We start from the raw sequence: 24,633 nt of genomic DNA on the forward strand, positions 1-24,633 counted from the left end.
ATGCATGAACATGTCCCCGCGCTAGTGCGATTCGCGCGGCACGGGCGCGCCGCTGCTGCCGACCAGGAAATCGAGATCGGCGCCGAGATCAGCCCCGAGCACATGGTCGCAATAGAGCCGGGCGTAGCCGCGTTCCGGCTTCGGCGGTGGGACCCACTCGGCCTTGCGCCGCTGCAGTTCTTCGTCGCTCACTTCCAGGTTCAGGCGGCGCGTTTCAACGTCGAGTTCGATCATGTCGCCGTCCCGCACCAGCGCCAGGGGGCCGCCTGCCGCCGCCTCCGGCGAGGTATGCAGCACGACGGTGCCGTAGGCGGTGCCGCTCATGCGCGCGTCGGAAATCCGCACCATGTCGGTGATGCCCTTCTGCAGCACCTTGCGCGGCAGCGGCATGTTGCCGACCTCCGCCATGCCCGGATAGCCGCGGGGGCCGCAATTCTTCAGCACCATCACGCAGTTCTCGTCCACGTCCAGCGCCGGGTCGTCCACCCGCTCGCGGAAATGCTCGATGTTCTCGAACACCACCGCGCGGCCGCGGTGCTTGAGCAGGTGCGGCGAAGCGGCGGACGGCTTGATCACCGCGCCGTTCGGCGCCAGGTTGCCCTTGAGGATGGCGATGCCGGCCTTGTCCTTGAACGGCTGCTCAAGCGGCATGATGACGTCGCGGTTGTAGCAGGGCGCATCGGCGATGTTCTCGGCGATGGTCCTGCCGTTCACGGTGAGGGCATCGCCATGCAGCAGGTGCTGGATCTCGCGCATTACCGCCGGCACGCCGCCGGCATAGAAGAAGTCTTCCATCAGAAATTCGCCCGACGGCTGTAGGTTGACGAGGCAGGGCAGGTGGCTGCCGATGCGGTCGAAGTCTTCCAGCTTCAGGTCCACGCCGATGCGGCCGGCGATCGCCAGCAGGTGCACCACCGCATTGGTGGAGCCGCCGATGGCCGCGTTCACCCGGATCGCGTTCTCGAAGGCTTCGCGCGTCAGAATGCGGTCCATGGTGAGGTTTTCCTTCACCATTTCCACAATGCGGCGGCCGCTCAACTGAGCGATGCGGTTGCGGCGCGTATCCGGCGCTGGAATCGCGGCATTGCCGGGCAGCGACATCCCGAGCGCTTCCACCATGCTGGCCATGGTCGATGCCGTTCCCATGGTCATGCAGGTGCCGGCAGAGCGGTTCATGCATGCCTCGGCTTCGGTGAATTCCGCCTGCGTCATGGTGCCGGCCCGTACCATCTCCGACATCTGCCATACGCCGGTGCCGGAACCGATGTCCTTGCCGCGGAATTTGCCGTTGAGCATGGGCCCGCCGGAGACGCCGATGGTCGGCAGGCCGCAGCTGGCGGCGCCCATCATGAGCGACGGCGTGGTCTTGTCGCAGCCCATCAGCAGCACCACGCCATCGATCGGGTTGCCGCGGATCGACTCTTCCACGTCCATGCTGGCGAGATTGCGAAACAGCATGGCGGTCGGCCGCAGCTGGGTTTCGCCGAGCGACATCACCGGGAACTCGAGCGGGAAGCCGCCCGCCTCAAGCACTCCGCGCTTGACGAACTCGGCCAGCTCGCGGAAATGACTGTTGCAAGGCGTGAGTTCCGACCAGGTATTGCAGATGCCGATCACCGGCCGGCCATCGAATTCATCCTGCGGGTGTCCCGCCTTGGCGGTCCAGCTTCGGTGCACGAAGCCATCGCGGTCCTGGTGGCCGAACCAGGCGGTACTGCGGCGCTTGGGATTTTGATTGCTCATGGAAGGGAGTGGGTTCTTGTCGTGAAGAAGCGCGGTTACGATCCGGCATCAATAGTGGAGTGGCCGGAAGAATGAAAGTTCAGGCAAGCCTGCCAGCAGCCGTTACGGCTCATTCGGATACTAGGCGTTGAGCATCGTCCGGGTTTGAGCCATCGCAAGGCGCGGCCGCTGCAGCCGAAAGGCGGGAACGGGAAGAGGGCAATGCCATCCAAGCTGCAGGGAAATTCTTGCCTCCGCTTACGGAGTCCGCCATGACATCAGCCAACCGCCCCCTGCTCGGCATCGACTGGGGCACCAGCAACCGCCGCGCCTATCTGCTCGATGCGCAAGGCGGCATCGCCGCCGAGCATGCGGACCATGCCGGCATCCTGCAGGTCAACGGCGACTTCGAGGCGTCGCTGCAGCAGCTGCTGCAAGCCATGAAGCTGGAGCAGGGCGCCGACATCGTGATGTCGGGCATGGTGGGCAGCCGAAACGGCTGGGTGCAGGTTCCCTATCTGCCGGTGACGCAGCCGCTGTCCGCCCTGGCACAGGCCATGACGCCGGTGCCGACCGCGCTGCCGGGCGTGCGTTGCCGCATCGTGCCCGGCTATACCTATATCGACCCGCAGGGCGTGCCGGACGTGATGCGCGGCGAGGAAGCGCAGATCTTCGGCGCCATGCGCATGGGCGCGCCGGATGGCTGGTACCTGCTGCCAGGGACCCACAGCAAATGGGCCGAGTTGCGCGGCGGCCGGCTGCTGCGCTTCCTCACCTTCATGACCGGCGAGCTGTACGCGCTGCTGTGCGAGCACGGCACGCTGTCCAAGGTCATCAACAGCCGGGAGCCGGTTCCGCTGGCCTTCGAAGCGGGCCTGAAGGCCAGCGCCCATGGCGAGTTCACCCATGCCGCGTTCGGCTGCCGGGCGCTGGTGGTCACCGACATGATGCCGCCCGAGCACGCGGCCTCCTACCTCTCCGGCCTGCTCATCGGCAGCGAGATCCACGACATCCTGCGCCGCGCCGGCAGCATGGACGCGCCGGTGCAGATCGTCGGCAGCCCCAGCCTTGCCGCCCGCTACGGACGGGCTTTGGACATCCTCGGCATGACCAGCCGCGCCTGGGACCCGGATCAGGTCTACCTCGCCGCCCTGCATGCCTTCTTCAAGGAAAGCGATCAGTCATGAACTACAATCTTCCTTCGCCTTATCCGCTGGTCGCCATCCTGCGCGGCCTGACGCCGGCGGAAGCGCCGGAATTCGGCCGCATCCTGTTCGATGCCGGCTTCCGCCTGCTGGAGGTACCGCTGAACCGGCCCGGCGCGATCGAAGCGATGCGCGAACTGATCAGGATCGCGCCGGCCGACGCCATCATCGGCGGCGGCACCATGCTGACCCTGCAGCATGTGGAACAGGTGCATGAGGCCGGCGGCCGCCTGATGGTCTCGCCCAACTGCGAGCCGGAAGTGATCGCCTATGCGGTCGGCAAGGGCATGCTGGCGCTGCCCGGGGTGGCCACGCCGACCGAAGCCTACCGCGCCCTGCAGGCGGGAGCGCACGGCTTGAAGCTGTTCCCCGCCGAGATGCTGCCGCCCTCGGTGGTGAAGGCGATGGTGTCCATCCTGCCGCCGGACACGCCGGTCATGCCAGTGGGCGGCGTCAGCCCGGAAAACATGGCGGCCTTCGCCGCCGCCGGCGCCACCGGCTTCGGCATCGGCAGCGCCCTCTACAAGCCGGGTATCGATGCCGCCGGCCTGAAGAAGTCGGCGGAAGCGTTCATGCGCGCCCGGGCCGCCTTGCCGGCTCGATAAGCCAGCCTGGCAACTCGGCCTGCGCCGGCGGGGAGGTCGGCTGGAGCCGCATGGAATGCTAGAATAGCGGGTTAATCCGAATTCCACCGCAAAAGGCATTTCCGTGCTATCAACAGCCAACATCACCATGCAGTTCGGCGCCAAGCCGCTGTTCGAAAACATCTCCGTCAAGTTCGGCGAAGGCAACCGCTACGGCCTGATCGGCGCCAACGGCTGCGGCAAGTCGACCTTCATGAAGATCCTCGGCGGCGACCTGGAGCCGTCCTCCGGCACCGTCATGCTCGACCAGAACGAGCGTCTCGGCAAGCTGCGCCAGGACCAGTTCGCCTACGAGGAAATGCGGGTGCTGGACGTGGTGATGATGGGCCACACCGAGATGTGGGCGGCGATGAGCGAGCGCGACGCCATCTACGCCAACCCCGAGGCCACTGACGATGACTACATGCGCGCCGCCGACCTGGAAGCGAAGTTCGCCGAGTACGACGGCTACACCGCCGAAGCCCGCGCCGGCGAACTGCTGCTCGGCGTCGGCGTGCCGCTGGACCAGCACCAGGGCCCGATGAGCAACGTCGCTCCCGGCTGGAAGCTGCGGGTGCTGCTGGCGCAGGCGCTGTTCTCCAACCCGGACATCCTGCTGCTCGACGAGCCGACCAACAACCTCGACATCAACACCATCCGCTGGCTGGAAAACGTGCTCAACGAGCGCAATTCCACCATGATCATCATTTCCCACGACCGCCACTTCCTGAACCAGGTCTGCACCCACATGGCGGACATGGACTACGGCACGCTGAAGATCTACCCCGGAAACTACGACGACTACATGCTGGCCTCGTCGCAGGCGCGGGCCCAGGTCATGGCGGCCAATGCCAAGGCCAAGGAGCGGGTGGCGGAACTGCAGGAATTCGTGCGCCGCTTCTCGGCCAACAAGTCCAAGGCGCGCCAGGCCACGTCGCGCGCCAAGCAGATCGAGAAGATCAAGGTCGAAGACCTCAAGCCGTCCAGCCGGCAGAATCCCTTCGTACGCTTCGAAGGCGAAAAGAAGCTGCATCGCCAGGCGGTGGAAGTGGAAGGCCTGTCCAAGGCTTACGACCGCACGCTGTTCGCCAACTTCAACATGCTGGTGGAAGCCGGCGAGAAGATAGCCATTATCGGCGCCAACGGCGCCGGCAAGACCACGCTGCTGCGCTGCATTGGCGGGAACGTCTGCGGCATGGAGCCGGACCGCGGCGTATCGAAGTGGGCCGAGCATGCCAACATCGGCTACATGCCGCAGGACCCGACCGATGAATTCGCCGAGGACACCAACCTGACCGACTGGATGGGCCGCTGGACCAAGGAAGGCGACGACGACCAGGCGGTGCGCTCCATCCTCGGCCGGCTGCTGTTCTCCGGCGACGACGTGAGGAAGTCGGTCAAGGTGCTGTCTGGCGGCGAGAAGGGCCGCATGATGTACGGCAAGCTCATGCTCGGCCGCCACAACGTGCTGCTGCTCGACGAGCCGACCAACCACATGGACATGGAATCCATCGAGTCGCTCAACATCGCGCTGGAAAAATATGCCGGCACGCTGATCTTCGTCTCCCACGACCGGGAGTTCGTGTCCTCGCTCGCCACCCGCATCCTGGAGGTGAAGGATGGCCAGGTGATCGACTTCCAGGGCGGCTACGAAGACTATCTGAGCAGCCAGGGCATCGAATAAGCCCGTTGTCGTTTTTCCATTGAAATCCGCTGTTTCCCACGCACATAGCAGGTGCCGGCAAGCTGCCGGTGCCCAGGGGTGATGCCCGATTACTTCCGGATACCAGACCATGCAAATTCAACCGATCAAGACCGTCGAATTTGAACGCCCGCAGATGGAACAGGGCATCAGCTGCGTCGCCAACGCCTGGGCGCGCGTGCCGGCCGATGTGTCGCCCGCCGAAAGAGGGGCGATGAAGGACCGCATTCGCCACCTGCTGAAGGAAAAGCAGGCGGTGCTGGTGGCGCACTACTACGTCGATGCCGACCTGCAGGACCTGGCGGAGGAAACCGGCGGCTGCGTCTCCGACTCGCTGGAGATGGCCCGCTTCGGCCGCGACCATCCGGCCAAGACCCTGGTGGTGGCGGGCGTGCGCTTCATGGGCGAGACCGCCAAGATCCTGAGCCCGGAAAAGCGCATCCTGATGCCTGACCTGGACGCCACCTGCTCGCTCGATCTCGGCTGCCCGGCGGACGAGTTCAACGCCTTCTGCGATGCCCACCCGGACCGCACCGTGGTGGTCTACGCCAATACCAGCGCGGCGGTGAAGGCCCGCGCCGACTGGATGGTGACCTCGTCCATCGGACTGGAGATCGTGCAGCACCTGCATGCGCAGGGCAAGAAGATCCTGTGGGCGCCGGACAAGCACCTCGGCAGCTATATCCAGAAGAAGACCGGCGCCGACATGCTGCTGTGGCAGGGTTCCTGCCTGGTGCATGACGAGTTCAAGGGCGTGGAACTGGAACTGCTGAAGCGCGAGCATCCGAAGGCGAAGATCCTGGTGCATCCCGAGTCGCCGGAAGCGGTGGTGGCGCAGGCCGACGTGGTCGGCTCCACCTCGCAGCTGATCGCCGCGGCCCAGAATCTGGACGCGAAGGAGTTCATCGTCGCCACCGACAACGGCATCCTGCACAAGATGCGCATGGCCGCCCCGGGCAAGATCTTCATCGACGCGCCCACCGCCGGCAACAGCGCCACATGCAAGAGCTGCGCCCATTGCCCCTGGATGGCGATGAACGGCCTGCAGAACCTCATCGACGTGCTGGAAACCGGCCGCAACGAGATTCATGTCGATCCGGCCGTCGGCCGCCAGGCGAAGGTGTGCATCGACCGCATGCTGGACTTTGCGGCTGCGCGCAAGGCGAATGTGCGGCCGGGCAGCGATCTGGCGAAGGAGCAGAAGCTGTTTGCCGGGGTGGGGCCGGCTTGATTTAGCTTTGCACTCTCAAATTACAGAATAGCTACAACATGCAATGCCGTTCAGTGAAAAGCTGAACGGCATTCTTATTTTGTGAATTTTGAGCGGTGTTATCGTCGGTGAAGATACAAGCGTAAAAGTGCGATGGTTGGCGCCGATCTACCTCATCCGCTTCAACCACAACTTCGCCCACGAAGCGTTTGTCTATTTGACCCTGTAAATCGGTTCTGCAAATTCAATTGGTACAATTTGTGCAGTTGCGTCAGTGGCCGAGTTTCCAGTGAACGCCAATACCTTGAGCTCGCCATTCGCTAATCTGATGACTGTCCCAGAGTGTCCGCCACCAGAAAGAATCGCAATATCGCCAGGTTGAGCTTCTGAGGCCTTGACCACCGTACCATTCTTTTTGACATCGGCAACCATGGCGGGAATGTAGGAAGGCGGTGTTCCAACGGTCCTTAGTCCCGCGCGGACCCGAAGGTAATTCACCATGGCGGCACAGATTTGAGTGGCAGGAAGTGTGTACGGTAGCTTCAGTGCTTTCGAAATTGCTTGTAGTCGAGCCGCATCAAGATACACACTCTCGTACGTCCAACTATAGTGATTACTTTGCTGTGCTTTCTTTAACACCGAAAAAACTCCAAATTCATTTAGTAGTTTCTCTGCTTCTTGCTGAACTCGGGCCGTCTTACTTGATGTAGCTATTTGGTAGGGGATAATTGTTCCATCATTACCTGCTAAGTTACCGGCAACAAGTACAGGATTATTTGGTGAGGATTGAAGATTTTGATTCACATTCCTACTCTCGATGACTCTAAGTCCCATGGTTTCTCCTTTGTTGACAAGCTACGGCATCTATCAAGATCAATTAAAGGCTTGCACGCAGCAAGCCAGTGAATCAATCAATAAATCGAGCGTCACAACTTAAAAATCAAAAAATATTCGTTGACTATTTACTGAATCGAAAGATGCGCTTCACGCTCTCGATCCGTATGATTTGAACCACCACTTCATGTGTTAATTCGCCAGTGAATGCCAAGACCTTCAATTGTCCGTTCGGCAATCTGATCACTGTTCCCGAGTGAGTGTCATTTAAAAGTACTGCAATATCACCGGGCCGCGCTTGCGCTTTTCCCACTTCTATTGCGTCTTTCCTTGCTGCTTTAATCATGTCAGGGACATAGGAGGGGGTAATCCCAACAGGGTGCAAGCCCCCACTGACACGAATGAAATTTGTCATGGTTGCGCAAATCTGATTGGCTGGAACAGGACCAGGCAGTCCAATCGCCTTTGAAATTTGTGCTAAGCGAGCCGGAGTGATTTGTACCGTGACTTCGGTCCAATCTCTGGGATCGGACGATTTGTCGTCTTGGGCTTTATTCAGTATAGAAGAAGCGCCAAGTTGCTGTAGAAAACTTACCGCTGCTTGCTGGATTTTTGTCTCGGAATTCGCCGTGCCAAGTCGGTAAGGCAGCATTGTGCCGTCTGCACCCGGCATGCCCGCAACAAGTACAGGACTTGAGCTTGAAGTTATTGGATTTCGAATGATAGACGCGCTTTCGATCGCTCTTGTACTCATGTCTTATCCCGAATTAAGCAGAAAAAGTTTCTACCGAAGTCGAACCGGGACGAGCAAATTGCATGCCAGTTTATTTCTCGCAAGGAATGGATGCAGCTGCCGAATCCGCATTGATTGGCTGGGAGAGGAAGAGATTCTTGATCCCTTCACCAAGCATCTAATAAGGATGTAGTTGCTACGCCGGCAAATTAAACTTGAAAGTTAAAGGAGGCGCTGAGCCGATTGTGGATGCAAATGTTGCTGGCAGTTGTGCAAAGCAGCTTCAGCTTGGCAGACCTGCTCGATCAAAATGATTCGCTTCTCGATTTCGAAGTGATGCGAGGACTATAGTTTCGAAGAGGCGGCCACCTTACCCAGAAATGGAAATGGAATGATGTGGCGGCCGATGGACGCGGTAGTCGGACGACCAGCGAGCTAATCTGAAGCCAACTGGCCGAGCACCTGTTCGTTATATCCCGATGCTCTCCCGACTCGCCCGCCGCGCAGGCGTCAGCACCGTCGGCAGCGCCTTCGGCAAGGTATTAGGAAAATCCCGGCTGTAATGCAGCCCGCGGCTCTCCCGCCGCTGCAGCGCGCTGTCCACCATCAGCGTCGCCACGTCCACCAGATTGCGCAGTTCCAGCAGGTCGCGGGTGATGCGGAACTTGTCGTAGTACTCGTAGATTTCGTCGCGCAGCAGGCGCAGGCGGTGGTGCGCCCGTTCCAGTCGCTTGTTGGTGCGCACGATGCCGACGTAATTCCACATGAAGCGGCGCAGCTCGTCCCAGTTCTGGGTGATGACGACTTCCTCGTCCGCGTCGGTGACGCGGCTTTCGTCCCAGGCCGGCAGATCGGGCAGCGCGGAAACAGCATCAGCCTCGATATGCTGGGCAGCAGAACGACCGAGCACCACGCACTCCAGCAGCGAGTTGCTGGCGAGGCGGTTGGCGCCATGCAGTCCGGTATAGGCGGTTTCGCCGACGGCGTAGAGGCCGGGCAGGTCGGTGCGGCCGCTCATGTCGGTCACCACGCCGCCGCAGGTGTAGTGCGCCGCCGGCACCACCGGGATCGGCTGGCGGGTGATGTCGATGCCGAACTCCAGGCAGCGCGCATGGATGGTCGGGAAGTGCTCCTTGATGAATGCCGACGGCTGGTGGCTGATGTCGAGCTCGACGTAATCCAGGCCGCGCTTCTTCATCTCGTAATCGATGGTGCGGGCGACGATGTCGCGCGGCGCCAGTTCGGCGCGCTCGTCATGTTCCGGCATGAAGCGCTTGCCTGCAGCGGCGCCCGCCTGCGGCGGCAGCTTCAGGATGCCGCCTTCGCCGCGCACCGCCTCGCTGATGAGGAAGGACTTGGCGAAGGGATGGTAGAGGCAGGTCGGATGGAACTGCACGAACTCCATGTTCGCCACGCGGCAGCCGGCGCGCCAGGCCATAGCGATGCCGTCGCCGGTGGCGGTGTCCGGATTGGTGGTGTAGAGATAGACCTTGCCGGCGCCGCCGGTGGCCAGCACGGTATGCGGCGCGGCCAAGGTCTTCACCTCGCCGCTGTTGACGTCCTGCACGTAGAGGCCGACGCAGCGCGGCGTGCCGTCCGCGCCGGGCAGGCGGTCGGAACGGATCACGTCGATGGCGCAATGGTCTTCCAGCACGGTGATGTTCGGATGCTGGCGCACCTTCTGCTCCAGCGTCACCTGAACCGCATGGCCGGTGGCGTCGGCGGCATGGATGATGCGCCGCTGGCTGTGACCGCCTTCGCGGGTGAGGTGGTAGCCGAGCTCGGCGGCCGGATCGGGCGTGAAGGGCACGCCTTGCTCGATCAGCCAGTCGATCGCCTCGCGCCCATGCTCGACGATGTAGCGGGTGGCCGCCTCGTCGCACAGGCCGGCGCCGGCGATCAGCGTGTCCTGCACATGCTGCTCATGGCTGTCGCCGGAATCGAGCACCGCCGCGATGCCGCCCTGGGCCCAGTCGCTCGCGCCGTCCAGCATCTTGCGCTTCGAAATCACCACCACCTTGCGCGACTTCGCGAGGTGCAGCGCCACCGAGAGACCGGCCAGACCGGTGCCGATAATTGCCACGTCGAATTTCATAGAGTAGGGTACGAGCTTCGTTGCCATCGATTGAACAAGGGCGCCATCTTATCATCGGGAAAAAATGCCTGCGGCAGCCCCTACCAGAGAAGAGGACATGAGGAGAATACTGAAAAAGATCGGCCTTGGCGCGCTGCTGCTGGCGCTGATCGTCGTGGCATCCTCGGCGCTGGTGCTGGGCTGGTATGCCCGCGCCAGTCAGCCGCGCATCGACGGCACGCTGAAGCTCGACGGCCTGACCGCGCCGGTGGACATCGTGCGCGATGCACACGGCATCCCGCACATCTACGCCGCCGCCAGCGCCGACGCCTATTTCGCCCTCGGCTTCGTGCATGCCCAGGACCGGCTGTGGCAGATGGAAATGAACCGGCGCATTGCCGCCGGCCGGGTGGCCGAAATCCTCGGGCCGAACGCGCTCGACGCCGACCGCTTTCTGCGCACCCTGGGCGTGCGCCGCAATGCCGAGCAGATCTATGCCCGCCTCGCGCCGGATGCCCGCGCCGCCCTCGATGCCTATGCCCGCGGCGTCAATGCCTTCATCGACGGCCAGCAAAGGCCGCGTCCGCCGGAGTTCATCCTCACCGGCGCGCTGCCGCCGGAGCCGTGGCACCCGGCCGACTCCATCGCCTGGCAAACCATGATGGCCTGGGACCTGAGCGCGAACTGGGGGCAGGAAGTGCTGCGCATGCGCCTGGCGCAGCGGTTGACGCAGGAGCAGATCAACGCCTTCCTGCCGCCGTATCCCGGCGATGTGCCGCTGCAGACGCGCGATCTGCCCAGCCTTTACCGCCAGCTGGCGGCGCTGACGGATCAGATGGAAAAAGTGGTCGCGGCGGCGCCTGTCGGACTGCGCGAAGGCATGGGGTCGAACAACTGGGTAGTGTCGGGCGCACACACGGCTTCCGGCAAGCCGCTGCTCGCCAACGACCCGCATCTCGGCCTGTCGGCGCCGGCGCTCTGGTATTTCGCGCATCTGTCGGCGCCGGGCATGAACGTGATCGGCGCCACGCTGCCGGGCCTGCCGGCGGTGGTCCTCGGGCGCAATGACCGCATCGCCTGGGGCTTCACCAATACCGCGTCCGACGTGCAGGACCTCTACCTGGAGCGCATCAATCCGGACAACCCGAACCAGTACCGCACGCCCGACGGCTGGGCGGAATTCGCCACCCGCCAGGAAACGCTGCGCGTAAAGGGCGCTCCCGACGAAATCCTTACCGTGCGCGAGACCCGCCACGGTCCGGTGGTGAGTGGCGCGCTGCCCGTCATCGGCCGCGCAGGCCTTGATGTAAAAACCCATGCCGTGTCCTTTGCCTGGTCCGCGCTGCGGCCGGACGACCTCACCGTGCAGGCGGGCATACGCGTCGGCCTGGCGCGCAACTGGCAGGACTTCACGTCGGCGCTGAAAGCGTTCTCCTCGCCGCAGCAAAACATGGTGTATGCCGATGTCGACGGCAAAATCGGCTTCATTGCGCCCGGACGGGTGCCGCTGCGCAAGGCGGAGAACGACCTCATGGGGCTGGCGCCGGCGCCCGGTTGGGACGCCCGCTACGACTGGGATGGCTTCATTCCGTTCGAGGCGCTGCCGATAAGCGTCAACCCCGCCTCCGGCATGCGGGCGACCGCCAATGAAAAAATCGTTGCCGACGACTATCCGTATTACCTAACCAGTGAATGGGCGCTGCCGTATCGTGCCGAACGAATACATTCCTTGCTGGCCGCCAGAGGCAAGCATGACCTGGAAAGCTTCATCGCCATGCAGGCAGACGTGGTCTCGCTCGCTGCCCGGCAATTGCTTCCCTTCATGCGCAAGGCGCAGCCGCAGTCCGAGCGCGGGCGGCGCGCGCTGGAAATGCTTCGTGATTGGGATGGCACGATGGGAGCGGAACGCGCCGAGCCGCTGATTTTCAACGCCTGGCTGCGCGCTGCGACGCGCGACATGTTTGCCGACGTCCTGGGCGATGCGCTGATGCGGGACTATTGGGACCTGCGCAATGTCCATCAGCCCCTGCTGAATGCGCTCGCCGACCCGGCCGGCAAGGGACAATGGTGCCGCAAGCCGGAAAGGGCGGCGGCCACGCCGGAGCAGGCATGCCTGGATCTGGTGTCGCGCGCGCTGGAGACGGCACTGGAGGAAATGGAGAAGCGCCACGGCAAGGACATGGCGTCCTGGCGCTGGGGCGAGGCGCACCAGGCGCGTTCGGAGCATCGGCCCTTCGGCCGCGTGCCGCCGCTGGACCGGCTGTTCGATATCCGGGTGGCGTCGCCGGGCGATGCCTATACCGTCAACGTCGGCCGTTTCAGCATGCGCGACGACAAGGCGCCTTTCGTCAACCGGCATGCCGCCAGCCTGCGCGCAATTTATGACCTGTCGGACCCGGAGCGCTCGCTGTTCATGCATTCCACCGGCCAGTCCGGCAATGTGTTCTCGCCGCTGTACCGCAATTTCGTCCAGCCCTGGGCGGCGGTGCAGTATGTTCCGATGCAGACGCGGCGCGAGCAGGTGGAAAGGAACCGGCTCGGCCTGCTGCGCTTGACGCCCTGATCAATGGCCTTCTGGTTTCGCCCCGGTCAGGCCTTGACCGGGCGCACCAGCGAAGCCGCCTGCTTGGCCCGCTGGCGGGCGGTCTCGACATTCTCCGCCGCGGCCAGCGCCACGCCCATGCGGCGCCTTTCGAAGGATTCCGGCTTGCCGAACAGGCGGATGTCGGCGCCCGGCACGGCCAGCGCCTCGGCCACGCCTTCGAAGGCGATGCCCTTGGCTTCATGGCCGCCGTAGATGACGGCGGAGGCGCCCGGCGCGCGCAGGGCGGTGTTCACCGGCAGGCCGAGGATGGCCTTGGCATGCAATTCGAATTCGCTCTGCACCTGGCTGGCCATGGTGACCATGCCGGTGTCGTGCGGGCGCGGGCTGACTTCAGAGAACCAGACCATCTCGCCCTTGACGAAGAGCTCCACGCCGAAGATGCCGAGGCCGCCGAGATTGTCGGTGACCTTCTTCGCGATCTCCCGCGACTTGCGCAGCGCTTCCGGATGCATCGGATGCGGCTGCCACGACTCCACATAGTCGCCCTTGACCTGCACGTGGCCGATCGGCTCGCAGAAATGCGTCACCGGCAAGCCGCCCTCCAGGGCGCGCACCGTCAGCTGGGTGATTTCGTAATCGAAGTCGATGAAGCCCTCGACGATGACCCGGCCGGCATCGACGCGCCCGCCTGCAGCGGCGTAGTCCCAGGCGGCGTCAACCTCGTCCGGACCGTCCACCTTCGACTGCCCCTTGCCGGAGGAAGACATCACCGGCTTCACCACGCAGGGAAAGCCAACCTCGGCGCAGGCCGCCTTGAGCTCATCGAGGCTGTCGGCGAAGCGGTAGGGCGAGGTCGGCAGGCCGAGTTCCTCGGCGGCGAGGCGGCGTATGCCTTCGCGGTTCATGGTCAGCCAGGCGGCGCGGGCGGTGGGAATGACGGTGGCCTTGCCGGCCGTCTCCAGCTCCACCAGGGTCGGGGTGGCGATGGCTTCGATCTCCGGCACGATCAGGTCGGGCCGTTCCTGCTCGATCAGCGCAGCCAGCGCCTTGCCGTCGGTCATGTCGATCACATGGTAGCGGTGCGCGACCTGGTGTCCGGGCGCATTCGGATACCGGTCCACCGCGATGACTTCCACGCCCAGCCGCTGCAGCGAAATGATGACCTCCTTGCCGAGTTCGCCCGAGCCGAGCAGCATGACCTTGGTGGCGGAGGATGAAAGCGGAGTGCCGAGGCGGGAAGGAGTTTTCATGGGTCGTCGAAAGGAAAGAAGGGTGGAGAGGCACTTTGCCGTTTTGAAAGCGCGACGATAGCAAATTGCGGCGGATTTGGACAGCAAGGCTGCCGATCAGGGAAGAGCCGGTTCCGCAAAGAAAAAAGCCGCCGGCGAACCGGCGGCTTCGAGGGAAAGCCAGCGCTGCTTAGTCGTTGGCGTAGATGTTGCGGTCCTTGGTTTCGCGGATGAACAGCATGCCGATGACGAAGGTCGCCAGGGCGATGATGATCGGATACCACAGGCCGTAGTAGATGTCGCCCTTGTAGGCTACCAGCGCGAAGGCGGTGGTCGGCAGCAGACCGCCGAACCAGCCGTTGCCGATGTGGTAGGGCAGGGACATGGAGGTGTAGCGGATGCGGGTCGGGAACATCTCCACCAGCATCGCCGCGATCGGGCCGTACACCATGGTGACGTAGAGCACCAGGATCGTCAGCAGCAGCAGGACCATCGGCTTGTTCATCTGGGCCGGGTCGGCCTTGGACGGATAGCCGGCCGCCTTGATGGCGTCGCCGAGGTCCTTCTTGAAGGCCTTGTCCTTGGCAGCGGCTTCGTCCTTCGACAGGCCGGTGGCGTCGTAGCCCTGGATCACCTTGTCGCCGATCTTGATGGAGGCGATGGAGCCGGCCGGCGCGTCGACGGTGGTGTAGCTCACCGAGGATTGCGCCAGGACGGTGCGGGAAATGTCGCAGGAGGAGGTGAAGGTCTTGGTGCCGGTCGGGTTGAACAGGAACTGGCACTTGGCCGGGTCGGCGGTGACGACGACCGGGGAGTTCTTGATCGCGGTTTCCAGGGCCGGGTTGGCGTAGTGGGTCAGCGCGCTGAAGATCGGGAAATAGGTCAGCGCGGCCAGCAGGCAGCCGCCGAGGATGATGAGCTTGCGGCCGATGCGGTCGGACAGGGAACCGAAGACGATGAAGAACGGCGTGCCGATCACCAGAGAGGCGGCGATCAGCAGGTTGGCGGTGGAGCCGTCGACCTTCAGTGTCTGGGTCAGGAAGAACAGCGCGTAGAACTGGCCGGTGTACCAGACCACGGCCTGGCCGGCGGTCAGGCCGATGAGGGCCAGGATGACGATCTTCAGGTTGCCCCACTGGCCGAAGGCTTCGGAGAGCGGCGCCTTGGAGGTCCTGCCTTCAGCCTTCATCTTGGCGAAGGCGGGGGATTCGTTCATCGCCAGGCGAATCCAGACGGAAATCGCCAGCAGGAAGACCGAGATCAGGAACGGGACGCGCCAGCCCCATTCGGCGAAGGCGGTCTCGCCGACGGCGGTGCGGGTGCCGAGGATCACCATCAGCGACAGGAACAGGCCGAGGGTCGCGGTGGTCTGGATCCAGGCGGTGTAGGCGCCGCGCTTGCCGTCCGGCGCATGCTCGGCCACATACGTAGCCGCGCCGCCGTACTCGCCGCCGAGCGCCAGGCCCTGCAGGATGCGCAGCGAAATCAGGATGATCGGCGCGGCGATGCCGATCGAAGCGTAGGTGGGCAGCAGGCCGACGATGAAGGTCGACAGGCCCATGATCAGGATGGTGACCAGGAAGGTGTACTTCCGGCCAATCATGTCGCCCAGTCGGCCGAACACCAGGGCGCCGAAGGGACGGACGATGAAGCCCGCGGCGAAGGCCAGCAGGGCGAAAATGAAGGCGGTATTGGGATCGGTGCCGGCGAAGAACTGCTTCGCGATGATCGCGGCGAGCGAGCCGTAAAGATAGAAGTCGTACCATTCGAAAACGGTACCGAGCGAAGAAGCGAAAATTACTTTCCGTTCTTCGGCGGTCATTCCACGCGCAGCGGTAACTGTCGCCATGTGCATCTCCTCGTTGATTGAATTGGTGTGCGAAAGCGTGTCGGTCTACTTTGCCACCCATGCAGTCTGCGACGCGAAACTTACACGATGCTTTCTTCAAACTTACAGAAACTTACAAGGCGCGAGCGGGATCCGGGGTCACGAAAGCGCCTGCCGACACACCCGCCAAACCGGCTTCATGACCGTACCGCCTTGCTATACAATCTTTGCGAACGATCGTGCTAAAACTATGCTATTCTCGATTTCATCTTGCCCCTGCGGGCGGAGACAACCCCAGCAATAACAAAAGAAAGCGCAAGCCCGAACCGAGATTCGGCGGCAACGCTTCACCACCCAACATCCACAATTCAAGGAGCAAGCAATGACCGACGCCGTCATCGTATCCACCGCCCGCACGGGGCTGGCCAAGTCCTGGAAGGGCGCCTTCAACATGACCCACGGCGCCACGCTGGGCGGCCATGTCCTCAAGGCCGCCATCGAGCGCGCGAAGATCGACCCGGCCGAGGTGGAAGACGTGCTGATGGGCTGCGCCACGCCGGAAGGCGCCACCGGCAGCAACATCGCGCGCCAGATCGCGCTGCGGGCCGGCTGCCCGGTGAGCGTGCCCGGCATGACCATCAACCGCTTCTGTTCCTCCGGCCTGCAGACCATCGCGACCGCTGCCCAGCGCATCATCGCCGGCGAGGGCGACATCTACGCCGCCGGCGGGGTCGAATCCATTTCCTGCGTGCAGAACGAAGCCAACCGCCACATGATCGTGGACACCTGGCTCAAGCAGAACAAGCCGGAGGTCTACTGGCCGATGCTGCAGACCGCCGAAATGGTCGCCAAGCGCTACAACATCAGCAAGGAAGTGCAGGACGAATACGGCGTGCAAAGCCAGCAGCGGGCCGCCGCCGCCCAGGCCGCCGGCAAGTTCAACGACGAGATCGTGCCGATGACCACCATCATGGGCGTGGCCGACAAGGAATCCGGCATGCTGCTCACGCGTGAAGTCACTATCTCCGCGGACGAAGGCATCCGCGCCGACACCACTCTGGAAGGCGTATCCAAGATCCGCACCGCGCTGCCGGGCGGCGTCATTTCCGCCGGCAACGCAAGCCAGTTCTCGGATGGCGCCTCGGTCGCGATCGTAATGAACAGCAAGGTCGCCGAAGCCCGTGGCCTGCAGCCGCTCGGCATCTTCCGCGGCTTCGCCGTGGCCGGCTGCGAGCCGGACGAAATGGGCATCGGCCCGGTGTTCGCCATTCCCAAGCTGCTGAAGAAAACCGGCCTGACGGTCAACGACATCGATCTGTGGGAACTGAACGAAGCCTTCGCCGTGCAGGTGCTGTACTGCCGCGACAAGCTCGGCATCCCGGCCGACCGCCTCAACGTCAACGGCGGCGCCATCGCCGTCGGCCATCCCTATGGCGTCTCCGGCGCCCGACTGACCGGCCATGCGCTGATCGAAGGCAAGCGGCGCGGCGCCAAGTACGTCGTCGTCACCATGTGCATCGGCGGCGGCCAGGGCGCGGCCGGCCTGTTCGAAGTGGTCTGATCCGCTACACGTCGCCTTCCATCCGTCAAAGCGCCGTCCGCCGCCGTGCGGACGGCGGCAGCAGAGGCTTTCCATGCAATCCAAGATATTGTCCCGGCGCGACCTCGAATTCCTGTTGTATGAGTGGCTGGACGCCGAATCCCTGACCCGGCGCGAACGCTACGCCGACCACACCCTCGAAACCTTCAACGCCGCGCTCGACACCTGCGAGCGCATCGCCACCGACCTGTTCGCGCCGCACAACAAGAAGAGCGATCAGCAGGAGCCGCATTTCGACGGCGAGAAAGTGCACATCATTCCGGAAGTCAAGACGGCGCTGAAAGCCTTCTGCGAAGCCGGCCTGATGGCCGCCGGCCAGGATTACGACTTCGGCGGCATGCAGCTGCCGGTGCTGCTGGAGAAGGCCGGCTTCGCCTACTTCAAGGCGGCCAATGTCGGCACCTCGTCCTATCCCTTCCTCACCATCGGCAATGCCAACACGCTGCTCAAGTGCGGCACGCCGGAGCAGATCGAGACTTTCGTCAAGCCGATGCTGGAAGGCCGCTTCTTCGGCACCATGTGCCTGTCGGAGCCGCAGGCCGGCTCCTCCCTGTCGGACATCACCACCCGCGCCGAGCCGCAGCCGGACGGCACCTACCGCCTGCGCGGCAACAAGATGTGGATCTCCGCCGGGGAGCATGAGCTGTCGGAGAACATCGTGCATCTGGTGCTGGCGAAGGTGCCGGACGAGAACGGCAAGCTGATTCCCGGCGTGAAGGGCATCTCCCTGTTCATCGTGCCGAAGAAGCTGGTGAATGCGGACGGCACCCTGGGCGAGCGCAACGACGTGGTGCTGGCCGGACTGAATCACAAGATGGGTTACCGCGGCACGACGAACTGCCTGCTCAACTTCGGCGAAGGCAAGTACAAGCCGGGCGGACAGCCTGGCGCCGTCGGCTATCTTGTCGGAGAGGTCCACAAGGGCCTGGCCAACATGTTCCACATGATGAACGAGGCGCGCATCGGCGTCGGCCTCGGCGCGGTGGCGCTCGGCTACACCGGCTACCTGCATGCGCTGGAGTATGCGCGCGAACGGCCTCAGGGCCGGCATCCGCTGAACAAGGATGCGGCGCAGCCGCAGGTCCGCATCATCGAGCATACCGACGTCAAGCGCATGCTGCTGGCGCAGAAGGCCTATGTCGAGGGCGGCATGGCGCTGAACCTGTACTGCGCCCGGCTGGTGGACGAGGAGCGCACCGGCGAATCGGAAGAGGGCAGGCGGCAGGCATCGCTGCTGCTGGACATTCTCACGCCGATCGCCAAGTCCTGGCCCTCGCAGTGGTGCCTGGAAGCCAATGCCCTGGCCATCCAGGTCCACGGCGGCTACGGCTATACCCGCGAATACAACGTCGAGCAGTTCTATCGCGACAACCGCCTCAACCCCATCCACGAGGGCACGCACGGCATCCAGGGCCTGGATCTGCTCGGCCGCAAGGTGGTGATGCGCGACGGCGAGGCGTTCAAGGCGCTCGCCGCCGTGATGGAAAAGTCCATCACCCGCGCGCAGCAATCGCCAGAACTGGCCGCCCATGGCCGCGAACTCGGCGCCACCCTGCAGCGCGTCGCCAAGGTGACGCGGGCGCTGTACGCCGTCGGCGACCTGAACAAGACCCTGGCCAATGCCTCGGTTTACCTGGAAGCATTCGGCCACATGGTGGTGGCCTGGATCTGGCTAGAGCAGGCGCTTGCCGCCGAGGGCAAAGGCGGTCATGATGCCGACTTTTATCGCGGCAAGCTGCAGGCCTGCGCCTTCTTCTTCAAGTGGGAACTGCCGAAGGTGCATGCCCAGCTCGACCTGCTGCAATCCATCGACACCACCGCGCTCGACATGCGCGACGAATGGTTCTAACCGGAAAAGAAAGAAGCAAGATGCTGAAGCATATCGTGATGTGGAAACTGAAGGACGAAGCCGAGGGCGGCAACCGGGCGCGGAATGCGCAGCGCATGAAGGAGATGCTGGACGCCTGCGCGAACATCGTGCCGGGCATTCTGAAGTTCGAGGTGGCCCTGGCCCAGGAAGGGCTGGAAGCCACTTACGACGTGGTGCTGTATTCGGAGTTCGCTTCCCGGGCGGCGCTCGACGCTTACCAGGAGCATCCGCAGCATGTGGCGCTCAAGCCCTTCATTGGCGCGGTGCGCGAAGCGCGCCAGTGCATGGATTACGAAGTCTGACCAACACCAAGATCAATAACAGGAGACACGATGCGTACCATTCAACAATTGTTCGACCTCAGGGGCAAGACCGCGCTGGTGACCGGCGGTTCGCGCGGCCTCGGCCTGCAGATCGCCGAAGCGCTGGGCGAGCAGGGCGCGAAGATCGTGCTGTCGTCGCGCAAGCAGACCGACCTCGATGAAGCCGTGGCCCATCTTAAGGAGCGCGGCATCATCGCCGAAGCGATCGCCGCCGACGTGTCGCAGGAAAGCGCGATCCAGCCGCTGGTGGAAGAAGCCATGAAGCGGCTCGGCCGCATCGACATCCTGGTGAACAATGCCGGGGCCACCTGGGGAGCGCCGGCGGAAGACCATCCGACCGAGGCCTGGGACAAGGTGATGAACCTGAATATCCGCAGCATCTTCCTGTTGTCGCAGGCGGTGGGCAAGGCATCGATGATTCCGAACAAGTACGGCCGCATCATCAATGTCGCCTCCATCGCCGGCCTTGCCGGCAATGGCCCGGACTCGATGCAGACCATCGCCTACAACACTTCCAAGGGCGCAGTGGTGAACTTCACCCGCACCCTGGCCGGCGAATGGGGCAAGCATGGCATCACCGTCAACGCGCTGGCGCCGGGCTTCTTTCCGTCGAAGATGACCAAGGGCGTGCTGCAGAACTTGGGCGTCGACAATCTCTCCCGGCGCGCGCCGCTGCAGCGCATCGGCGACGATGAGGACCTGAAGGGCGCGGCGCTGCTGTTCGCCTCCGATGCCGGCAAGCACATCACCGGCCAGATCCTCGCGGTGGACGGCGGCGTGTCGGCGGTTCATTGATGGATTTCTCGCATTCCCAGCCTTTTCCGGTCGAGATACCTTTTCTCCATGACCTCGGGGTGGAATTCCTCGGCATGGGCGACGGCGAGGCCAGCGTGGCCCTGACGCTGCAGCCGCGCCACATGAACAGCTGGCACGTCACCCACGGCGGCGTTTCGATGACGCTGCTCGACGTGGTGATGTCCATGGCCGGCCGCTCGCTCGATCCGGACGCCCGCGGCGGCGTCACGGTGGAGATGAAGACCAGCTTTCTGCATCCGGCCGGCAAGCCCGGTGGACGCATCGTCGCCAAGGGCCGTGCCATCCACCGCTCCAGCTCCATCTGCTTTTGCGAGGGTGAGATCTGGAACGGCGACAAGCTGGTGGCGAAAGCCAGCGGCACCTTCAAGTACCTGAAGCGGCTGGATGCGGGCAAGCGCATGGAGAAGGAATAGTCCGAAAAGCACCGCCGCCGGATCAGAACAACACCTTACCGGAGACTTACCATGAATACCTACAAGCGCATCGTCCTGGCATCCCGCCCGCATGGCGAGGTGACGCCTGATAACTTCCGGCTGGAAGAGCAGCCCATGCCGCAGCTGCAGGAAGGCCAGCTCCTGGTCCGCAATCACTTCCTCTCGCTCGATCCCTACATGCGCGGCCGCATGGAGGAAACCAAGAGCTATGCCGCGCCGCAGCCGCTGAACGAAACCATGATCGGCGGCACGGTGGGCGAGGTGATCGAATCGCGCCATCCGAAGTTCGCCGTCGGCGACAAGGTGCAGGGCATGTTCGGCTGGTCCGAGATCGGCGTGTCGGACGGCGCGCTGCTGCGCAAGCTCGATACCAGCCGCATCCCGCTGTCGGCCTATCTCGGCGCGGTCGGCATGCCGGGCATGACCGCCTGGTACGGCCTGACCCAGATCATGAAGCCGAAGGCGGGCGAGACCATCGTCGTGTCCGCCGCCAGCGGGGCGGTCGGCAGCGTGGTCGGCCAGCTGGCGAAGGAGCGTGGCTGCCGCGCGGTCGGCATCGCCGGCGGCGCCGAGAAGTGCCGCTATGTGGTGGAAGAACTGGGTTTCGACGCCTGCGTCGACTACAAGGCGGGCAACCTGCAGGATGATCTCGCCAAGGCAACGCCGGACGGCATCGACGCGGTGTTCGAGAATGTCGGCGGCGGGGGATTCGATGCTTGCCTCGCGCGCATGAACCCGTTCGGCCGCATCGCGCTGTGCGGCCTGATCGCCGGCTACAACGGCGAGCCGATGGCGCTGCACAACGTGCGCGCATTCCTCACCATGCGCCTGACGCTGCAGGGCTTCATCGTTTCCGAGCACATGGACCTCTGGCCCCAGGGCTTGCAGGAGCTGGGCGGCCTGGTCGCAAGCGGCAAGCTGAAATTCCGCGAATCCGTCGCGCAGGGACTGGAGTCGGCGCCGGACGCCTTCATGGGCCTGCTCAAGGGCCGCAACTTCGGCAAGCAGCTGGTCAAGCTGGTCTGATCCCGGCCGCTGCTTTCACCGTCACGCCACCACCAGGAGACGACATGGCCGACCTCATCCTGCACCATTACCCGACGTCCCCGTTCGCCGAGAAGATCCGCACCATCCTCGGCTTCAAGCGCCTGGCATGGAAATCAGTGTTCATCCCACCCATCATGCCCAAGCCGGACCTGGTGGCGCTGACCGGCGGCTACCGCCGCACGCCGGTGCTGCAGATCGGCGCCGACATCTATTGCGACACTTCACTCATTTCCGATGTGCTGGAGCGCCTGCAGCCGTCGCCGTCGCTCTATCCGCCGGCGGTGGAGGGCGCCTCCCGCCTGCTGGCGCAATGGGCCGACACGGCGCTTTTCTGGACGGTGATTCCCTGCGCCTTCCAGCCGTCGACGGCCGGGGAGATTCTGGCCGGCATGACGCCGGAGCAGATGAAGGCCTTCGGCGCCGACCGGGCCGCCTTCCGCGGCAACGCGCCGCGCCTGTCGTCGGCGGATGCGATGGGCATGCTGCCGCTCTATCTCGACCGGCTGGCCGGCATGCTGGCGGGCGGCCAGCCATTCCTGTTCGGTGATGAAGCCAGCATCGCCGATTTTTCCGTCTATCACTGCCTCTGGTTCCTGCAGCGTGTGAAATCGCTCGCACCGCTGGTCGAGCAAAAGCCGGCGCTGGCAGGCTGGTACAAGCGCGTCGTCGCCTTCGGCCATCACGAATCCAGCGCCATGTCCTCCACCGAGGCGCTGGCGGTGGCGCGCGGCAGCCGCCCGGCGCCCGCCGGAGAGGGAGACTTCGTCGACCACCATGGGGTGTCGCTCGGCGACGAAGTGGCGGTGATGCCGACCGACTACGGCATCGACCCGGTGCAGGGCCGGCTGGTCGCGGCCACCGCCAGCGAGTTCGCCGTCGAGCGGAAATTCGAGACAGGAACCCTGGTGGTGCATTTTCCACGCATCGGTTTCCAGCTGAAAAAGGCGTAACGGGTCCGACGACACGAATAAGACATTACGAGGAGACAGCATGAAGGAATTCAAGGACAAGGTCGCCGTCATCACCGGCGGCGCCAGCGGCTTCGGCCGGGAATTCGCCAACATCGGGGCCAGGCTCGGCATGAAGCTGGTGCTGGCCGACGTGCAGCAGGATGCGCTGGACAAGGCGCGGCGCGAGCTGGAAGAGCAGGGCGCGCAGGTGCTGGCCCAGATCTGCGACGTGCGCAAGGCGGAGGCGGTGCAGGCGCTGGCGGAGGCCGCGATGCAGCGCTTCGGCGCGGTGCACCTGGTGTTCAACAATGCCGGCGTCGGCGCCGGCGGCCTGGTCTGGGAAAACTCGCTCGCCGACTGGGAGTGGGTGCTGGGCGTGAACCTGTGGGGCGTGATCCACGGCGTGCGCGCCTTCACCCCGCTGATGCTGGAATGCGCCAGGCGCGACCCGAGCTATGAAGGCCATATCGTCAATACCGCGTCCATGGCCGGCCTGCTGAATGCGCCCAACATGGGCATCTACAATGTCTCCAAGCATGCGGTGGTGTCGCTGTCCGAGACGCTGTACCACGACCTGAACCTGATCGGCGCGCCCATCGGCGCTTCGGTGCTCTGCCCTTACTTCGTGCCGACCGGCATCAGCCAGTCGCATCGCAACCGGCCCGACGAGCTGAAGGATGACGGCAAGGCGACGGTCAGCCAGATGGTGGCCCAGGCAGTGTCGGACAAGGCGGTTTCCTCGGGCAAGGTAACGGCGGCCGAGGTGTCGCAACGGACCTTCGACGCCATTCGCGACGGCGGCTTCTACATCTATTCCCATCCGCAGGCGCTGGGCAACGTGCAGACACGCATGGAAGACATCGTTAACCAGCGCAATCCGAGCGATCCCTTCGAGGCCGCGCCGCATATCCGCGAACTGCTGCAGTCCAAGCTCAAGGGCGGCTGATCAACCTACTGCGGAGTTTTCATGACGGCAACCATCACCACCGACCAGTATGCCGTGCTGCCCAATGGCACGCGGCTGCATTACGCCAGCGCCGGCAAGCCGGGGGCGCCGCTGCTGCTGTTCGTCCATGGCTTTCCTGAGTTCTGGTACGAGTGGGAAGCGGCGCTGCAGGAATTCGGCGGCGACTATTACGCCGTCGCGCCGGACCTGCGCGGCTTCAACCTGTCGGACATGCCGGCCGAGCCGACGGCCTACAAGCCGAAGCACATCGTCGACGACCTGCGCCTGCTCATCGCCCATCTCGGCTACCCGCGCTGCGCCATGGTGGCGCACGACTGGGGCGGCGCCATCGCCTGGAATCTCGCCATCGCGCTGCCGCAGCTCCTGGAGCGGCTGATCATCGTCAACTCCCCGCATCCCTATCTTTTCATGAAGGCCCTGGCGGAAGATCCGGCCCAGCAGGAAGCCAGCGCCTACATGAACTGGCTGCGCTCGCCGCATTCGGAAGAGGTGCTGGCCAAGCACGATTTCGCCATCCTGGAACGACTGCTGAGCGGCATGGGGCAATCGCCGACGCCCTGGTTCGCCGGCGAGGTGAGGCGGAAGTACCATGAATGCTGGTCGCGCGGCCTGGTGGGCGGCGTGAATTACTACCGGGCCACGCCGCTGCATCCGCCGACCGCCGAGAATCCCGGCCCGCAAGGTCTGGTGCTGAACCCCGACGATTTCCGGGTGAAGGTGCCAACCCGCGTGATCTGGGGCGAGCGCGACGTGGCGCTGCTGCCTTCGCTGCTGGATGGCCTGGGCGACTTCGTGCCCGATTTAAAAGTGGAGCGCATTCCCGAGGGCAGCCACTGGGTAGTGCATGAGCAGCCGGAGCGGGTGAACGCGCTGATCCGCCGCTTCCTGCAGGAATGAGCCTCCACCGCTAACGCATTCGAT

General features: G+C 63.9%; 20 protein-coding genes. 14 read left to right on the plus strand and 6 right to left on the minus strand.

All coding sequences use genetic code 11. From position 1 onward, the window contains the following. Positions 1–21 precede the first annotated feature (21 nt). Entirely contained in the window at positions 22–1,743 is a 1,722-nt protein-coding gene (gene araD / locus CHB88_RS11745; RefSeq protein ID WP_089399514.1) for an L-arabinonate dehydratase, read from the minus strand. 251 nt (positions 1,744–1,994) lie between these two features. Here araD and CHB88_RS11750 point away from each other — a divergent pair, with 251 nt between their 5' ends. The 4 genes from CHB88_RS11750 (at position 1,995) to nadA (ending at position 6,483) form a co-directional block, all read left to right on the plus strand. After that, a complete protein-coding gene (locus CHB88_RS11750) occupies positions 1,995–2,909 on the plus strand; it encodes a 2-dehydro-3-deoxygalactonokinase (RefSeq protein WP_089399515.1) in 915 nt (304 codons plus the stop codon). Continuing rightward, positions 2,906–3,532, plus strand: coding sequence for a 2-dehydro-3-deoxy-6-phosphogalactonate aldolase (locus CHB88_RS11755; protein ID WP_089399516.1), 627 nt, complete (start codon positions 2,906–2,908; stop codon positions 3,530–3,532). The genes CHB88_RS11750 and CHB88_RS11755 overlap by 4 nt, the downstream gene beginning before the upstream one ends. Positions 3,533–3,635: 103 nt before the next feature. Then, the gene (locus CHB88_RS11760; RefSeq protein WP_089399517.1) at positions 3,636–5,234 is read left to right on the plus strand and encodes an ABC-F family ATPase; all 1,599 of its coding nucleotides are present in this window, start codon (positions 3,636–3,638) and stop codon (positions 5,232–5,234) included. Between the two features lie 109 nt (positions 5,235–5,343). Further along, entirely contained in the window at positions 5,344–6,483 is a 1,140-nt protein-coding gene (nadA, locus tag CHB88_RS11765) for a quinolinate synthase NadA (protein ID WP_089399518.1), read from the plus strand. 192 nt (positions 6,484–6,675) lie between these two features. On the opposite strand, the gene CHB88_RS24425 is transcribed toward nadA, so the two are convergent. The 3 genes from CHB88_RS24425 to nadB all read right to left on the minus strand — a co-directional run bounded on the left by CHB88_RS24425 (position 6,676) and on the right by nadB (position 10,124). Beyond that, complete coding sequence (locus CHB88_RS24425; protein WP_143131223.1) at positions 6,676–7,296, minus strand: hypothetical protein; 621 nt, start codon at positions 7,294–7,296, stop codon at positions 6,676–6,678. Positions 7,297–7,420: 124 nt separating this feature from the next. Then, positions 7,421–8,050 carry a hypothetical protein gene (locus CHB88_RS24430; RefSeq protein ID WP_143131224.1) on the minus strand — a complete coding sequence of 210 codons (630 nt, stop codon included), beginning with the start codon at positions 8,048–8,050 and terminating at the stop codon, positions 7,421–7,423. Positions 8,051–8,498: 448 nt separating this feature from the next. Next, positions 8,499–10,124 carry an L-aspartate oxidase gene (nadB, locus tag CHB88_RS11770; RefSeq protein ID WP_089399519.1) on the minus strand — a complete coding sequence of 542 codons (1,626 nt, stop codon included), beginning with the start codon at positions 10,122–10,124 and terminating at the stop codon, positions 8,499–8,501. Positions 10,125–10,221: 97 nt separating this feature from the next. Here nadB and CHB88_RS11775 point away from each other — a divergent pair, with 97 nt between their 5' ends. Continuing rightward, positions 10,222–12,666, plus strand: a complete 2,445-nt coding sequence (locus tag CHB88_RS11775) for a penicillin acylase family protein (protein WP_089399520.1) — start codon at positions 10,222–10,224, stop codon at positions 12,664–12,666. A gap of 26 nt (positions 12,667–12,692) precedes the next feature. Here the strand turns inward: CHB88_RS11775 and purT are convergent, their stop codons facing one another. Together purT and CHB88_RS11785 are read right to left on the minus strand one after the other, a co-directional pair. After that, positions 12,693–13,898 (minus strand): formate-dependent phosphoribosylglycinamide formyltransferase, encoded by a 1,206-nt coding sequence (gene purT / locus CHB88_RS11780; RefSeq protein WP_089399521.1) that lies wholly within the window; start codon positions 13,896–13,898, stop codon positions 12,693–12,695. Positions 13,899–14,067: 169 nt separating this feature from the next. After that, entirely contained in the window at positions 14,068–15,726 is a 1,659-nt protein-coding gene (locus CHB88_RS11785) for an MFS transporter (protein ID WP_425436099.1), read from the minus strand. 361 nt (positions 15,727–16,087) lie between these two features. On the opposite strand from CHB88_RS11785, the gene CHB88_RS11790 reads away from it, so the two are divergent. From CHB88_RS11790 to CHB88_RS11830, 9 genes are all read left to right on the plus strand, one after another. Next, a complete protein-coding gene (locus CHB88_RS11790; RefSeq protein ID WP_089399523.1) occupies positions 16,088–17,266 on the plus strand; it encodes an acetyl-CoA C-acyltransferase in 1,179 nt (392 codons plus the stop codon). 73 nt (positions 17,267–17,339) lie between these two features. Then, positions 17,340–19,154 carry an acyl-CoA dehydrogenase gene (locus CHB88_RS11795; RefSeq protein ID WP_089399524.1) on the plus strand — a complete coding sequence of 605 codons (1,815 nt, stop codon included), beginning with the start codon at positions 17,340–17,342 and terminating at the stop codon, positions 19,152–19,154. Between the two features lie 20 nt (positions 19,155–19,174). After that, entirely contained in the window at positions 19,175–19,477 is a 303-nt protein-coding gene (locus CHB88_RS11800) for a Dabb family protein (RefSeq protein ID WP_089399525.1), read from the plus strand. Between the two features lie 30 nt (positions 19,478–19,507). Then, entirely contained in the window at positions 19,508–20,293 is a 786-nt protein-coding gene (locus tag CHB88_RS11805) for an SDR family oxidoreductase (protein WP_089399526.1), read from the plus strand. Then, the gene (locus tag CHB88_RS11810; RefSeq protein WP_089399527.1) at positions 20,293–20,727 is read left to right on the plus strand and encodes a PaaI family thioesterase; all 435 of its coding nucleotides are present in this window, start codon (positions 20,293–20,295) and stop codon (positions 20,725–20,727) included. Before CHB88_RS11805 ends, CHB88_RS11810 begins: the two co-directional genes overlap by 1 nt. A gap of 51 nt (positions 20,728–20,778) precedes the next feature. Beyond that, complete coding sequence (locus CHB88_RS11815) at positions 20,779–21,774, plus strand: NADP-dependent oxidoreductase (protein WP_089399528.1); 996 nt, start codon at positions 20,779–20,781, stop codon at positions 21,772–21,774. A gap of 44 nt (positions 21,775–21,818) precedes the next feature. Then, the gene (locus CHB88_RS11820; RefSeq protein ID WP_089399529.1) at positions 21,819–22,745 is read left to right on the plus strand and encodes a glutathione S-transferase family protein; all 927 of its coding nucleotides are present in this window, start codon (positions 21,819–21,821) and stop codon (positions 22,743–22,745) included. Between the two features lie 40 nt (positions 22,746–22,785). Then, a complete protein-coding gene (locus CHB88_RS11825; RefSeq protein WP_089399530.1) occupies positions 22,786–23,691 on the plus strand; it encodes an SDR family oxidoreductase in 906 nt (301 codons plus the stop codon). A gap of 21 nt (positions 23,692–23,712) precedes the next feature. Next, positions 23,713–24,609: an alpha/beta fold hydrolase gene (locus CHB88_RS11830; RefSeq protein ID WP_089399531.1), complete on the plus strand. Its 897-nt coding sequence runs from the start codon at positions 23,713–23,715 to the stop codon at positions 24,607–24,609. Positions 24,610–24,633: the final 24 nt, after the last annotated feature.

Origin of the sequence: Noviherbaspirillum humi (assembly GCF_900188095.1) — a bacterium.
GTDB lineage: Bacteria > Pseudomonadota > Gammaproteobacteria > Burkholderiales > Burkholderiaceae_D > Noviherbaspirillum > Noviherbaspirillum humi.